The sequence below is a fragment of the Emergencia timonensis genome, assembly GCF_900086585.1.
Lineage (GTDB): Bacteria > Bacillota > Clostridia > Peptostreptococcales > Anaerovoracaceae > Senimuribacter > Senimuribacter timonensis.
On record NZ_FLKM01000009.1, the window covers coordinates 203,823 to 218,014 of the forward strand.

Sequence of the window (14,192 nt, forward strand, 5' to 3'; positions counted from 1 at the left end):
TAACAGCCTTTGCGGTTTTTTGTTTGTCGATATTTGTCGGGAAAAAGGACAAGCCTTCTTCCGGTATCGGCTGTCGTTCTCCGCCCTTTCCAATCTGAGTGTTCAAACAAATCAGATTGGAGGTAAGAAAATGGCATATAACCATGGAAAAGCAGAGCGCAAATGGAAGCTCTGGAAAGAGAAAGAAGAAAAGATTTTAAGAGACAGCGGTGTTTCTGAAGATATAATTGAAGCAATCCGTTTCTATGACCGTCAGGCATTTAATTCAGATAGACGCTATTATGAGCGTGTGCAGGAAACAGGTACATATCTGGATACCGTAGCAGCATCCACAGATCAGCCGGAACCGAAAACAGTACAGGACTTCTTAGATTATATTGAGAATCAGGAATTGTATCATATACTGATCACAGTGGACAGGCTTACCCTGCAGATCGTTCTGATGAAGATCCAGGGGTATAGCACCCATGAAATCGCCAGGCATCTAAAGATTACCGAAAAGGCGGTTTACAGACGTATGGACAGGCTGAAAGAAAAAGTGAAGAAGATCTTTGAATAATTCATTATAATCACAAAGCAGGGTGTGAGAACAAACTCCGCCCTGCTTATCATTTATTAGAAAAAATAAAACTGTTATCAAAACCAGTATTTAAAAATTTTATCAGTAATAAAGTGCAGAATGATGTTTGGATTGCTATTTTTATGCAACTATTTCTTGTTGCTCTTGACAAAACCTTTTTTAGAGATTAAAATTATAACAGTGTTATATAGCACTGTTATATAGGAGGTGTGCAAAATAAACGGAAATGGAACGACTTTAGAAAATATCCATCGGGCAGCGAAAGCAGAATTTTTAGAAAAAGGATATAAAGACGCTTCCCTGCGGAATATTGTGAAATCCGTGGGAATGACTACCGGAGCCTTTTACGGATATTACAAAAGCAAAGAAGAACTTTTTGAAGCCATCGTTGGTGAACATTATGAATATATTCGTAACCGTTTTATAAAGGCACAGCAGGAGTTCGCCGAACTACCAGCTGCCCAGCAGCCGGAAGTCATGAGTGATATTTCGGGAATCTGCATGTACGATATTCTCTATTATGCGTACGAACATTTAGAGGAATGTAAACTGATCCTCTGCTGTTCGGAAGGGACAAAATTTGCCGGGCTAATTGATGAAATGGTGGAGATTGAGGTAGATGGGACGCATGCCTATCAGGATGTCTTAAGGCAGCTTGGACGGCCCTCTCCGCATATCGATCCTTCGCTGGAGCATATTCTGATCACCGGAATGTTTCATACTTTTTTTGAATTGATCATCCACGAAATGCCGCTAAAAGATGCCGAAAACTACGTTAGAGAAATGCGCGCCTTTTATACAGCAGGATGGATGAAAATTATGGGGCAGTAATGCCTTATAATTTTTGTTCGACAGTTAGCTACAGCTAACCTAAATTCGGATATTGTAAGAACATAGACGTGTTCTCTTTATCATAAACACAAAGAAAAGGAGGAATTTTTTTTGAAAAAACAATCCAATTTATCACGCCTGCTGGAAATTGCAGGCAGCCATAAGTACCTGACCTATGCTTCCTGGGTGCTTTCTGCAATCAGTGCCCTGATTGCTCTGGTACCCTTCTATTACATCTGGAAAATGATCAAGGAAGTATTGGAGGTGGCACCGAATTTTGGCCAGGCACAGAACCTGACCGGTAATGGCTGGATGGCAGTATTGTTTGCGGTTATAGCGGTGCTTGTCTACATAGCAGGGCTGATGTGTTCCCATTTAGGGGCATTTCGTATCGCCACAAACCTGCGTATCCAGACCATGAAACATATTGTCAGACTTCCCTTAGGTTTTGCCGAAAGTTTTGGCAGCGGAAAACTGCGCAAGATCGTCAACGAATCCAGCGCAGCCACTGAAACCTATCTCGCTCATCAGCTTCCCGACAGAGCCAATGCCATTGCAACCCCCTGTGGTCTTTTGGTGCTGTTGTTTGCATTTGACTGGAGACTGGGACTGTTGAGCCTTGTTCCGGTTGTGCTGGGATTTCTGATCATGATGACAATGACCGGAAAGCAGATGCAGGAAAAGATGAAAGAATACCAGAATGCGCTGGATGATATGTCCAACGAAGCGGTAGAGTATGTCCGTGGGATTCCGGTGGTAAAAACCTTTGGCCAGACGATCTTTTCCTTTAAGAAGTTTAAAGACTCCATTGACCGGTATAAAGTATGGGTGATTGCTTATACCAAGCAGCTTCGGACACCGATGATGTTCTATACAGCTGCGATCAACGGAGTTTTTGCCACACTGATCGCCGGAGGACTGTTGCTTACACAAGACGGTGTGACTTCCGGTTTCTTACTGGATCTCATTTTCTATATCATTATTACGCCGGTTATTTCTGTCACACTGACACGCATTATGTTCCAAAGTGAAAACGCCATGATCGTAGACGACGCTTTACAGAGAATTGACAGCGTTTTGAATTTGAAGCCTCTGGAGGAAACGAAACATCCAAAGCATCCTCAAAACGCTTCCGTGGAACTGAAATCGGTTCATTTCAGCTATGATGGAGAAAAAGAAGTATTAAAAGATATTTCACTGACCATTCCTGCAGGGCAGACGGTAGCTTTTGTAGGCCCGTCCGGCGGTGGTAAGACAACCCTTGCCAACCTGATTTCCCGATTCTTTGATCCCCAGAGCGGAATGGTAAAAATCGGTGGTGTTAATGTGAAAGACATCCCAAAAGAGGAACTCATGAATACGGTGTCTTTCGTATTTCAGAACAGCCGTCTCATCAAGGCGTCCATTCTGGAAAATGTGCGTATGGGAAAACCGGAAGCTACCCGTGAGGAAGTTCTGACTGCCCTTCATCACGCGCAATGCGATGATATTCTGGAAAAACTCCCACAGGGTGTGGATACGGTCATCGGTACAAAGGGGGTCTATCTTTCCGGTGGAGAGCAGCAACGAATTGCCATTGCCCGTGTGATGCTGAAAAATGCGCCGATTATTATTCTGGATGAAGCCACTGCCTTTGCTGACCCGGATAACGAAAGCCGTGTACAGGCTGCTTTCTCAAAACTTTCCGAGGGAAAGACAGTGATTATGATTGCCCACAGGCTTTCTACCGTAACAAATGTGGATCAGATTTTTGTCATTCAGGACGGACAGGTTGCCGAGTGCGGGAACAGTCGTGAATTGCTTGCAAAAGACGGCATTTTCAGCCGTATGTGGAAAAATTACCAGACTTCCGTGCAATGGAAGGTAACAAAGGAGGTGCAGTGATATGATCAAAAAACTGCAGAAAAAATATGCCCTGTCTGAACAGGGAGCAAAAGACCTGATCAAAGGCTGCCTGGCCTGTGTCCTTCAGAATCTGTCTTTTATGTTTCCGGTGGGACTTTTATATTACCTGGTTAGCGATCTGATGAACGGGGGTGTTCCCGGTGGGAAAATTCCATTTTATGTGGCAGGCTGCGTGGTGTGTATCGGCTTGATTCTGCTGACCACTTTCTTTCAATACAATGCGACCTATTTTGCCACTTACAAAGAAAGCGGTATCCGCCGCATTACCCTGGCAGAGCATCTGCGCAAAATCCCCCTTTCCTTTTTCGGGAAAAAGGATTTAGCCGATCTTACCAGTACCATTATGGCGGATTGCACCTTCCTGGAGCAGAGTTTTTCGCATTTTATCCCTGAGCTTGCGGGTTCGATCATTTCTACAGTTCTGATTTCTGTCGGTCTGCTCTTTACGGACTGGAGAATGGCACTGGCTGCCTTATGGGTTCTGCCGGTTGCCTTTGCGATTGTGGGATTTTCCGCAAAGATTCAGGAAAATCTGAATCAGAAAGCCATGGATGTAAAGATGGCCTGCGCAGACGGAATACAGGAGTGTATTGAAACGGTACGTGACCTGAAAGCAAATAATGCGGAGCAGGCATATTTAAAAGGGCTGGAAAAGAAGATCCGTGCTGTGGAGCATCGTTCCATCCTCAATGAATTTGGTCTTGCTGCTTTTGTGGTTTCCGCGTCACTGGTGCTGAAGCTTGGTATTGCAACGGTTGCGCTGGTGGGAGCTGTTCTACTCATGCAAGGAAGCCTCTCCGTGCTTACATTCTTTATGTTCCTTCTGGTAGTATCCCGTTTATATGACCCTCTGCAGGGCGCGCTCCAGAATCTTGCGGCAGTCATCAGTACACGAACCAACATTGCCCGAATGAATGAGATTCTCGATCATCCAATCCAGCAAGGCAGTGACAGGCTTTCCAATCAGGGGTATGATATTGTCTTTGACCATGTTGGGTTTGCCTACAATACCGGAGAAACGGTATTGAAAGATGTTTCCTTTACGGCAAAACAGGGAGAGGTTACGGCTTTGGTCGGCCCATCTGGCGGCGGGAAAACAACCGTATCCCGGCTGGCTGCAAGATTCTGGGATATTAACAGAGGAAAGATTACCGTGGGAGGTATGGATGTATCCCGAATAGACCCGGAAACACTGCTTTCTCTGTATTCCATCGTATTCCAGGATGTCACACTGTTTGACAATACGATTCTGGAGAATATCCGAATCGGAAACAAAGACGCCACAGATGAACAGGTCATTGCGGCTGCGAAACTTGCCAATGTGGATGAATTTGCCAAAAAACTGCCGGATGGATGGCATACCAATATCGGAGAAAATGGCTGTGAACTATCCGGCGGAGAGCGTCAGCGTATCTCTATTGCCCGTGCATTTCTGAAAAATGCGCCGATCATTCTTTTGGATGAAGCGACTGCTTCCCTGGATGTGGAAAATGAAACTCTGATACAGACAGCCCTTTCCCGTCTGATCGCAGATAAAACCGTTCTGGTTATCGCCCACAGAATGCGTACCGTAGCCGGAGCGGATAAGATCGTTGTCCTTTCTGATGGCACCGTGGCAGAAGAAGGATCACCAAAGGATCTGGAAGAAAAGAATGGTGTATATGCCCATATGGTAAAACTGCAGACAGAAAGTCAGAACTGGAAACTTTCGTAAAGAGGCAAAAAGGAGGACTGGTTATGCAAAAATTAGGCGTTTTGGAGGATACCTTGTTTATCCCTATGCTGGGCAGAATCTATGCCAGTGAGCATTGCCCGCAAATTTTATATGATAAAAAAGCATTGGAATTGAAAAAGAAGCTGCCTTCAGGCTTGATCGAACAGAATATGCAGAACCAGTATACCCTCTTGGCCTCTGCTTCCCGGTCTGCCAATATGGATCGGATTATTCGGTCTTTTCTGGAACGCAGACCGGACGGTGTGATTGTTCAGCTGGGCTGTGGTCTGGAAACAACCTATCACCGATGTGATAACGGAAAGGCACACTGGTATGCCGTGGATCTGCCTCATGTGATCGAATACCGGCGAGATCTTCTTCCCGAACCGAAGCGGGAATTTTATATTTCCGGGGATGCCTTTGTGAAGGACTGGATCAAAAAAGTTCGCAATGATGTACTTGATGCTCCTATTCTCGTTACTGCAAGCGGGTTATTTCATTATTTTGAGGAACATAAGGTCATTGCCCTTCTGCGTATGATTGGGCAATTTGGAAATATGGAAGTTGTTTTTGATACGGTGAACAAAAGAGGCATGACCATGATGAAGAAAAAATATATGAAACAGGTCGGCCATGCCGATGCACAGATGTTCTTTTATGTGGATTCAGCGGAAGAACTGGCAGCAAAGATCGGGGGTAATGTGAAGGTGATTGCGGAGGAACCATACTATCGTTATATTCCTAAAAACGACTTAAAGCTATCCACAAAGGTCAGTATGGCAGTTTCTGATCAATTCAAGATGGTGAAGATGATACAGTTGAAATTATAGATACTTTTGCGCGGAAAAGAAAAGAGGTGAAATCTTGTTATGACATATAATAATTGTTACCTCAATCAACTCTACAGTGATTTGCTTTTCAATGAATTAGAGCGAGGATGTATTACTCAAATAAAAATTAAGCACGGGGTGATTTTTTCTAATTGGTAATGAAACTACCAAAAAAACTATTATATAATTAGTTTATATCAACTGATAGGGAGGTGGAAATGAGCATGAGTGAACTCCACAAACCAGAATGGTATGGGGAATATGCTGTAATTAAAAATAAGTATAATGATTATGTTCAAGTGGAGTATAAATGCAATGGAACAGGAAGCCTATATGACTATGATCTTTTCCCTGGTATTGACTTGATTTTTATGGATTTTAATTGTTCAGATATTTTCCATGAGCCTATTCCTAATAAGAATATCATTGAAATCCGGCATTACCAAAAAGGACGTGTTGAGTTTGAGCTAAGAAATAACAAAGTGTTCCACATGAAAGAAGGAGAATTTTGCATTAATGCTCTTGCAAATATTCCTGCGGCGTATTCCTTCCCCTTTGGATATAGTGTGGGGCTAAGCTGTGTGATCGATAAAGATTCTGTCGATGTGCAAACGCAACAAATTTTTTCTTACTACAACATTGATGTTCTAAATCTTGGGCGAGAATTGGAATTAGAAAAAAATTGGTTTTTATGTCGAACACCACAGCGATTGTTGCATATCTTCGATGAATTGTACGCCGCAAAAGGTATTGAAGGGAGAGATTACTTCCGTATTAAATTATTGGAACTCTTTTATCATATCAAACAACTGCGGATTGAAGATCAGTATGAAGCAACATATTATGCCAAGGAACAAATTGAAATTATCAAGCGAATCCGGCAACAGCTTATAGAAAACCTCGACAAAAAAATACCTATAGAAGAACTCTTACAAAGAGAGCCAATGAGCAAAGTCACATTTCAGGCTATTTTCAAACAGATTTATGGCGACACCCCCTATGCGCATATCAAAAATTACAAAATGAATCTTGCAGCTGTTTATTTGCAGGAAACAGATCAATCTATCACGCAAATAGCTGGTGAACTTGGATATTCAAATATTAGTAAGTTTGCGAGGGCTTTTCAAGAAGTGTTTGGAATGCTTCCAAAGGATTATCGTAAAGTAAAAAAATCAAATTAACTTTTGGGCTGTTTTGGGCGACTGTCTTTTCATTTGGAGTAGTTAGCGGATGCGAACTACTGTATAATAGCGTCGTGGTTAGTTTTAGCTAACCACGACGCTATTATATTTAAGGAGGGTTCTGGAATGGAACAAACGGTAAAGAAAAAAATAGGTGTTCGCGATGTTATGACGATTGCCGCAATGATGGTCATCAATTTCGCGATTGCAATGGTGATTGGTATGGTTACATTGCCTTTCCCGGTAGTATATTTGTACGGTTCCGCTGGAATTGATGCATTTGTCGGAGCAACTTTTTATTTGGTTGCGGCAAATCGCATTAACAAACACGGATTGTTGTTTGCTTGGGCTGCAGTTTATGGACTAATCCAAGGTGTTATGGGTTATATGTTCTTGGTTCCCTATTTCTTGATTGTAGCCCTCATTGCCGAGTTATGCATGGTTGGCAAGAATACATACCGAAGCGCAGTTCGCAACCGAATTGGCTGGATGGTCAACTCAATCGGAAATTTTGTAGGCTGTGCCGTACCGCTGTGGTGGTCTTGGGACAGCTATCAGGAAATGGCAGCAAGCAGCGGTTTTGATGCAAATACCTTGAATATGCAGCTCTCTATGGTGACTTCTCCGGCGCTGATGCTTCTGGGTGTTGTCATTACTGCGGTTCTTGCAATTCTTGGTACATTGTTCGGCCAGCGGTTGCTCAGAAAGCATTTCCAAAAAGCAGGTATTGTAGGATGATGGTCGGAGAAAAAAAGCAAAAACGCATTGACCAGATCGATGGGCGCACAGTTCTTTTCCTTACGCTGTGCGCCTGCATCGTGACCTTTCTTACAACAAGTTTTTTAGGGCATGGTTGTTTTAGCTTTTTGATCTTTTTAATCCTCTGCTGGTTCGGCTTATATAAACAGGCTCTGGGATGCTTTGCGGTCTATTTAGTGGCGATTGTATGGCTGATGATCGAGACAAAATATCAGATCAGCATCCCCTCTCCGCTACTACTCAGCATGATTTACAAGCTGTTGCTTCCCGCTATGCCAGCTTATCTTCTGGCTAAAATCCCGTCCGGGAAACTGACAGCCAGCCTGCGAAAAATGCCGATTCCTACCCGTATCATGCTTGTATTGATTGTCATGCTCCGGTTTGCTCCTACTGTGCTACATGAATTTGGAGAAGTCAGGGAGGCCATGAAAATTCGTGGTTTCTTAAAATCGGTTGGCAATGTTTTGAAACACCCAATGGACACATTGGAATATGCCATTGTCCCGATGGTATTTCGCTCCTTAAAGATCGCGGACGAGTTAGCCGCTTCTGCCATAGTCAGGGGAATTGAAAGCCCCTACAAGAAAGAAAGTTACTATGTCAGCCGGATTGCTGCGCTGGATTGCTTTTTGATTGTTGTCAGCGTGGGAGCTACTATGTGCTGCTGTCTTTTATAGGAGGAATGGAATGGGAAAAGAAATAATGATCCGTGACCTGACCTTTTCCTATGGCGGGAACGGAAATCAACTGGAACATATATCGTTAGACATTGCTGCCGGAGAAGTCATTGTTATGACCGGCCCATCAGGAAGTGGAAAAAGCTCTTTGACAAGAGTGATTAACGGACTGATCCCCTATTTTTACGAGGGGGAATTAAGCGGGGATGTTTTTGTGGACGGGAAACCGCTGAAAGAAATTCCGTCCTGGGAGCGCGGCAAAATCGTAGGGAATGTATTCCAAGACCCCAGGAGCCAGTTTTTTGCCAATGAGGTTGCCGGTGAGGTTGCTTTCGGCTGTGAAAACTACGGTTATTCCCATGAGGAAATTCGGAACCATGTTCACCGGGCGGCGGCGGACATTAAGATTCAAAACATTCTGGATCATAGCCTGCACAGCCTGTCCTATGGAATGCGCCAGAAGGTTGCGATTGCATCGGCAGAGGCGATAGACCCGGAAATCTATGTAATGGATGAACCGTCTGCCAATCTGGATATTGCATCTACTTATCGCTTTGCGGACATTATCTGCGATTTGAAACAGCAGGGAAAAACCATTATCATAGCAGAACACCGGCTTTATTATCTGATGGATCTGGCAGACCGCTTCCTGTGTGTGCAGAAAGGAAAAATTGTGCGTGAATTTACCGCACAACAAATGAAAGCTCTGACTAATAAGGAAATCCAGGCATTGGGACTTCGCACTCCTGACCTGCATCAGATTGAGCAGACGGAAATCCCGTCTGCGGCAACCGGCGAGGTTGTCCTGAAAGTGAAAAAACTGAACCACTCTTTTGGTGAAACAATTGTAGCTAAGGATATTGACTTTCAATGCCGTAAGGGAGAAGTGATTGCCCTGATCGGCCCCAACGGAACGGGCAAAAGCACCATAGGGCGAATCTTGGCAGGGCTTTTGAAAGAGAAATCCGGCGAAGTCGTTTTATTCGGAAAGCATTGCAGACCCAAAGACCGCTTGGGAAAGGTCTGGTACATTCCCCAGGATTTAGACAGCCAGCTATTCGGTGAGGATTTGCTGGACGAACTGACTACTGGCTCAGAGGCCAGCCCGGAGCGGAAGCAAGCGGCAGAAGAAATTCTGGAAGCCCTGGAACTGACGCCGTTCATCAAACAGCATCCCTCTACGCTGTCAGGAGGGCAAAAGCAGAGGCTGGCTCTTGGCGTAGCTCTGATACACGAAGCACCTATTATCATACTTGACGAACCTACAAGTGGGCTGGACGGCACGAATATGCGGAATGTCAGCCGGATGATCCGCAAACTGGCGAAGATGGGGCGCACCATTATCGTCATTACCCATGACGCAGAGTGTGCGCTTGCCTGTTGCGAGCGGGCAATGCGCCTTGAAAACGGATATATTACTGATGATTTTCAAATCAGAGGAGCAGAGCTTCTTTTGAAAAAAATTGGGTATGACCAAAAGGAGGGTTAGGAATGACACAGCAAAATGAGAAACAGCCGAAGGCAAAGACTGGACTGGCGCGTTGCCTGGAATTAGCTTCGGGTCATAAATGGCTTTTGTTTCTATCAGGGTTTCTGGCTGCGCTGGCAGCAATTTGTTCTTTTGCACCTTATTTATCAATTTATTACATCGTTCGGGAAATCCTGTTTGTTTACCCGGATATGTCGCTCTTGAATGTTTCTGCAATCTCAACCTGGGGCTGGCTTGCCCTGGCTGGTATTTTGGGGAACATCGTATTTTACTTTTTTGCCTTACTGTGTTCCCACATTGCAGCGTTTGGAACGCTTTATGAATTGAAGGTGGCCTTTGCCGACCACATTATGCATATTCCGCTTGGGTATCATCTGACCTTGGGCAGCGGCAAACTGAGAAAAATCATGGACGAAAACATTGAAAGCGTTGAGAAATTTATTGCTCACCAGCTCCCGGATTTTGTCGCCTCTTTGGTCGCACCGCTTGTTCTGGTCATTATTCTTCTTGGGATTGACTGGCGGTATGGTGTGGTTTGTCTGGTTGGTATTGTTCTGGCCTTCATCGTTCAGTTTGCAGGATTCAACGGTGAAGCAAAGGAAAAAATGCACCGTTTTCAGACCGCCCAGGAGAACATGAACAGCGCCTCTGTGGAATATGTGCGCGGTATGCCGGAGATCAAAGCATTTAATCAGACCGCAGATTCTTTTAAGCGGTTGAGCAAATCTATTAAGGACTATACCTCTTTCGTGCTGGAGTACGCATTGGGCTGGCAAAACTGTATGCCTGCATTTACCACAATCATCAACAATATTTATCTGTTTTTAATTCCGGTAGGTGTTCTGATCGGGATGCATACTACGGATTTCAGAGAGTATTCGTTGACATTCATTTTCTACCTGATTATTGTACATGCGATTTCCGGTATCCTGAATAAGATCATGTTTATCTCGGAGTCCTTTACGCAGATTGACGGCAATGTAGAGCGCATGGATGAAATCTTGCGTATCCCGGTTCTGCCGGAAAAGAATACAAAGGCTGTTATACAAAACTATGACATTGCTTTTCAGGATGTCAGCTTTTCCTATGAAACTGATTCCCAAGTCAAGGCCCTGGCTCATGTCTCTTTCCTTGCGCCTCATGGCAAGGTAACAGCCGTTGTCGGCCCTTCCGGTGGCGGTAAAAGTACCATAGCCAACCTAATCTCCCGATTTTATGATGTGACGGACGGAAGTATTCAAATCGGTGGTGTTGACATTCGGGATATTCCGCTGGATGCGCTGATGGATAAGGTCAGCTTTGTATTTCAGGATACATTCCTCTTTAAGCAGAGCATCCTGGATAACATCCGCATGGGAAATCCAGATGCTACGGAGGAACAGGTGATTGCGGCGGCAAAGGCGGCAAGATGCCACGAATTTATCGAGCAACTTCCAAACGGTTATCAGACTGTGATTGGAAGCACCGGCGTTCATCTCTCAGGTGGTGAACGCCAACGGATTGCCATTGCAAGGGCTATCGTAAAGGATGCCCCTATCATCGTACTGGACGAGGCAACCGCATTCAGCGACCCGGAAAATGAGTACCTGATTCAAAAAGCCTTTGAAAAGCTAATCCAGAATAAAACGGTTGTAATGATTGCCCATCGTCTGTCTACGATTCGCAACGCTGACCAGATCCTTGTCATGGAAAAAGGACACCTGATTGAATCTGGCACCCATGACGAGTTGCTGAAGAAGGGTGGAAAATACGCGCAGATGTGGAGCAGCTATACGGAGTCGATCAACTGGAAAATCAGTACAAGGAAAGGCGGTGTGATCTATGAGTAAGCTGAAAGAAAAGTTAATGCTATCGGAGAAAGGCTACTCCGACTTAAAAAAAGCAATTACAGCCTGCACAATAACCAATATTGCACTGCTACTTCCTTCAATGGTAGCCTGCCTACTTTTTTGGGAACTGCTGAAACCGTTCACCGGAGAAGCAATTTCATGGGACGCACTGTGGAAGCTGCTGGGACTGGGAGTGGTTGCGGCTATTCTGGTATTCCTGGCTGCAAAAAATGATTATAGAAAAACCTACATTGCTTCTTATAAAGAGGCCAGCACGACCAGACTTCGGATCGCAGAACATCTTCGCAAGCTCCCCATGAGCTTCTTTAACACAAAAGATTTATCTGATATTACCACAAACATGATGGCGGATTGCAGCAGCATGGAATCCATGCTCAGCAGTACCATTCCGCCGCTGATCGCAAATATTATCTCTGTCACCCTGACCTGCATTTGTCTGGCATTTTTTGACTGGAGAATGGCCCTTGCGATTTTCTGTACGATGCCGGTCACATTTCTTATCATCTGGTGCAGACGCAAGCTGCAACTCCGTCTGTTTGATAAACAGGTGGATGTGAAGTTGGAGGCGTCCAGCCAGATTCAGGAATACCTGGAAGGTATCAAAATTATTAAATCCTGCGGCCTTAGCGGTTCCCGTTTCTCCACGCTGGACAAAGCACTCCAAGCCATGAGAAAAATCGCCATCAGGGTGGAACTGGCCTCTGGTATTCTGGTTCAGGGAGCCAGCCTGGTTCTGCAAGCAGGTCTTGGTATCACCATTTTTATTGGAACGGTACTGATAACTGGCGGTCAAATTGAACTGCTTCCTTTGCTGGTGCTGTTCATGTTCTCCACGCAGATTTACGGCCCAATCCTTGCCATCCTTTCGCAGTTAACCTCTCTGTTTCATTTGGGGACTGTTACCAACCGTATGCGTACCCTGCTGACCACCCCTGTTATGGAGGGCGAAGATAAGGATATGGCTAACTATGACATTGAATTGAAAAATGTCACTTTCGGATATAACCGGGACGATGTTATCAAGGATGTATCTTTTTCTATTCCAACTGGCAGCGTAACAGCCCTAGTAGGGCCTTCCGGTAGCGGCAAAAGCACAATTTCCAAACTCATTGCCCGCTTTTGGGATGTAAGAAAAGGTCAGATTTCCATTGGTGGTATGGATGTCCGCACCATTGAACCGGAACACCTGATGCGCTGTATGTCCTTTGTATTTCAGGATGTGACCTTGTTCAACGACACTGTTTTTAATAACATCCGCGTAGGCAACATGAACGCTACCGAAGAGCAGGTCATGGCGGCGGCAAAGGCAGCGTACTGTAACGAATTTATCCAGCGATTGCCGGATGGTTATCAGACTATCTTGGGGGAGAACGGCAGCACTCTTTCTGGAGGAGAACGTCAGCGAATCTCCATTGCCCGCGCTCTGCTGAAAGATGCCCCGATTATTCTTCTTGATGAAGCAACAGCATCTCTTGACCCGGAGAACGAGGTTTTAATCCAGCGGGCCATTGCAAAGCTGGTGGAGGGTAAGACGGTCATTATGATTGCTCACCGGCTCCGTACTGTGGTGGATGCCGACCAGATCATCGTTTTGAAAGATGGTAAACTGGTCGAGCAAGGAACGCATGGAGAATTGATGAAAAAGAAAGGGCTGTATGAAAAGTTGTATCATATTCAGCAGGAAAGCCTTGGATGGACTGTGTAATTGGTATATGCAGGAGCATAACACTGGGAGTATTTGGAAATCATCTGCTAGCAAGAAGAAAGGGGGGCGCACATGGATGTTTTCATTGGTTATTCGTGAAGCATGGGAAGAATTGCAAAAAAAACAGACGAAGGAAAGCAAAGAGTTTATGAAGCCCGTAATAACTCCGTCCGGGGAGGACTATCTGGAAACCATCCTTGTTCTCCATAAGAAAATGGGTATGGTGCGCTCCGTAGATGTTGCCCGGCACATGGGAGTGTCAAAACCGAGTGTTTGTGTGGCGGTCAACACCCTGAAAGACGGCGGCTTTCTCATAATGGATGAAGATCACCTTCTCCATTTGACCGATGTGGGCCGGGAGGTTGCCGAAAAGATTTATGAGCGCCATTGCTTCTTTACGGAACAGCTTATCGCAGCAGGTGTTGATCCTGAAACCGCAGAAGTCGATGCCTGCCGGATAGAACATGTAATCAGTAATGAAAGCTTTGAACGGTTGAAAAAGGCTGCCTTTAGAAATCAGGAAAACGAGATTTCTGCCCTGTCAAAAGAGATAAAGGATAAGCCCACCGAATAAAAAAAACGGTGTTTCGGTGGGCGGCTTCATCATGCCTTATTACACATCTTCCCTCTGAACCCGTTTTGGGTTTGGAGGGATTTTTTATGTGCTGGTC

At 44.9% G+C, this 14,192-nt stretch carries 12 protein-coding genes; all 12 read left to right on the forward strand.

What is annotated here, in order from left to right; genetic code table 11:
• The first annotated feature begins 130 nt into the window (after positions 1-130).
• Positions 131-559: an ECF-type sigma factor gene (locus BN6539_RS11860; protein WP_055151440.1), complete on the forward strand. Its 429-nt coding sequence runs from the start codon at positions 131-133 to the stop codon at positions 557-559.
• 228 nt (positions 560-787) lie between these two features.
• On the forward strand, positions 788-1,411 hold the full coding sequence (locus BN6539_RS11865; RefSeq protein ID WP_055151437.1) for a TetR/AcrR family transcriptional regulator: 624 nt from the start codon (positions 788-790) through the stop codon (positions 1,409-1,411).
• 111 nt (positions 1,412-1,522) lie between these two features.
• Positions 1,523-3,295, forward strand: a complete 1,773-nt coding sequence (locus BN6539_RS11870; protein ID WP_055151434.1) for an ABC transporter ATP-binding protein — start codon at positions 1,523-1,525, stop codon at positions 3,293-3,295.
• Between the two features lies 1 nt (position 3,296).
• Positions 3,297-5,030, forward strand: a complete 1,734-nt coding sequence (locus tag BN6539_RS11875) for an ABC transporter ATP-binding protein (protein ID WP_055151431.1) — start codon at positions 3,297-3,299, stop codon at positions 5,028-5,030.
• 23 nt (positions 5,031-5,053) lie between these two features.
• On the forward strand, positions 5,054-5,860 hold the full coding sequence (locus BN6539_RS11880; RefSeq protein ID WP_044986622.1) for a class I SAM-dependent methyltransferase: 807 nt from the start codon (positions 5,054-5,056) through the stop codon (positions 5,858-5,860).
• 218 nt (positions 5,861-6,078) lie between these two features.
• A complete protein-coding gene (locus BN6539_RS11885) occupies positions 6,079-7,041 on the forward strand; it encodes a helix-turn-helix domain-containing protein (RefSeq protein WP_216881867.1) in 963 nt (320 codons plus the stop codon).
• A gap of 126 nt (positions 7,042-7,167) precedes the next feature.
• Positions 7,168-7,779: an MptD family putative ECF transporter S component gene (locus tag BN6539_RS11890; protein WP_055151428.1), complete on the forward strand. Its 612-nt coding sequence runs from the start codon at positions 7,168-7,170 to the stop codon at positions 7,777-7,779.
• Complete coding sequence (locus BN6539_RS11895; RefSeq protein WP_004611453.1) at positions 7,776-8,477, forward strand: energy-coupling factor transporter transmembrane component T family protein; 702 nt, start codon at positions 7,776-7,778, stop codon at positions 8,475-8,477. The genes BN6539_RS11890 and BN6539_RS11895 overlap by 4 nt, the downstream gene beginning before the upstream one ends.
• Positions 8,478-8,487: 10 nt before the next feature.
• Positions 8,488-9,966: an ABC transporter ATP-binding protein gene (locus BN6539_RS11900; RefSeq protein ID WP_004611452.1), complete on the forward strand. Its 1,479-nt coding sequence runs from the start codon at positions 8,488-8,490 to the stop codon at positions 9,964-9,966.
• Positions 9,967-9,968: 2 nt separating this feature from the next.
• Positions 9,969-11,795: an ABC transporter ATP-binding protein gene (locus tag BN6539_RS11905; RefSeq protein ID WP_055151425.1), complete on the forward strand. Its 1,827-nt coding sequence runs from the start codon at positions 9,969-9,971 to the stop codon at positions 11,793-11,795.
• Positions 11,788-13,521, forward strand: coding sequence for an ABC transporter ATP-binding protein (locus BN6539_RS11910; protein WP_055151422.1), 1,734 nt, complete (start codon positions 11,788-11,790; stop codon positions 13,519-13,521). Before BN6539_RS11905 ends, BN6539_RS11910 begins: the two co-directional genes overlap by 8 nt.
• A 7-nt stretch (positions 13,522-13,528) precedes the next feature.
• Positions 13,529-14,095, forward strand: coding sequence for a metal-dependent transcriptional regulator (locus tag BN6539_RS11915; RefSeq protein WP_004611449.1), 567 nt, complete (start codon positions 13,529-13,531; stop codon positions 14,093-14,095).
• Positions 14,096-14,192 lie beyond the last annotated feature (97 nt).

Bases quoted from the DNA above. Each gene is read 5' to 3' on its own strand.
- BN6539_RS11905 (WP_055151425.1), top strand. From the start codon at position 9,969: ATGACACAGCAAAATGAGAAACAGCCGAAGGCAAAGACTGGACTGGCG.
- BN6539_RS11860 (WP_055151440.1), top strand. From the start codon at position 131: ATGGCATATAACCATGGAAAAGCAGAGCGCAAATGGAAGCTCTGGAAA.
- BN6539_RS11900 (WP_004611452.1), top strand. From the start codon at position 8,488: ATGGGAAAAGAAATAATGATCCGTGACCTGACCTTTTCCTATGGCGGG.
- BN6539_RS11885 (WP_216881867.1), top strand. From the start codon at position 6,079: ATGAGCATGAGTGAACTCCACAAACCAGAATGGTATGGGGAATATGCT.
- BN6539_RS11895 (WP_004611453.1), top strand. From the start codon at position 7,776: ATGATGGTCGGAGAAAAAAAGCAAAAACGCATTGACCAGATCGATGGG.
- BN6539_RS11890 (WP_055151428.1), top strand. From the start codon at position 7,168: ATGGAACAAACGGTAAAGAAAAAAATAGGTGTTCGCGATGTTATGACG.
- BN6539_RS11910 (WP_055151422.1), top strand. From the start codon at position 11,788: ATGAGTAAGCTGAAAGAAAAGTTAATGCTATCGGAGAAAGGCTACTCC.
- BN6539_RS11915 (WP_004611449.1), top strand. From the start codon at position 13,529: ATGCAGGAGCATAACACTGGGAGTATTTGGAAATCATCTGCTAGCAAG.
- BN6539_RS11880 (WP_044986622.1), top strand. From the start codon at position 5,054: ATGCAAAAATTAGGCGTTTTGGAGGATACCTTGTTTATCCCTATGCTG.
- BN6539_RS11875 (WP_055151431.1), top strand. From the start codon at position 3,297: ATGATCAAAAAACTGCAGAAAAAATATGCCCTGTCTGAACAGGGAGCA.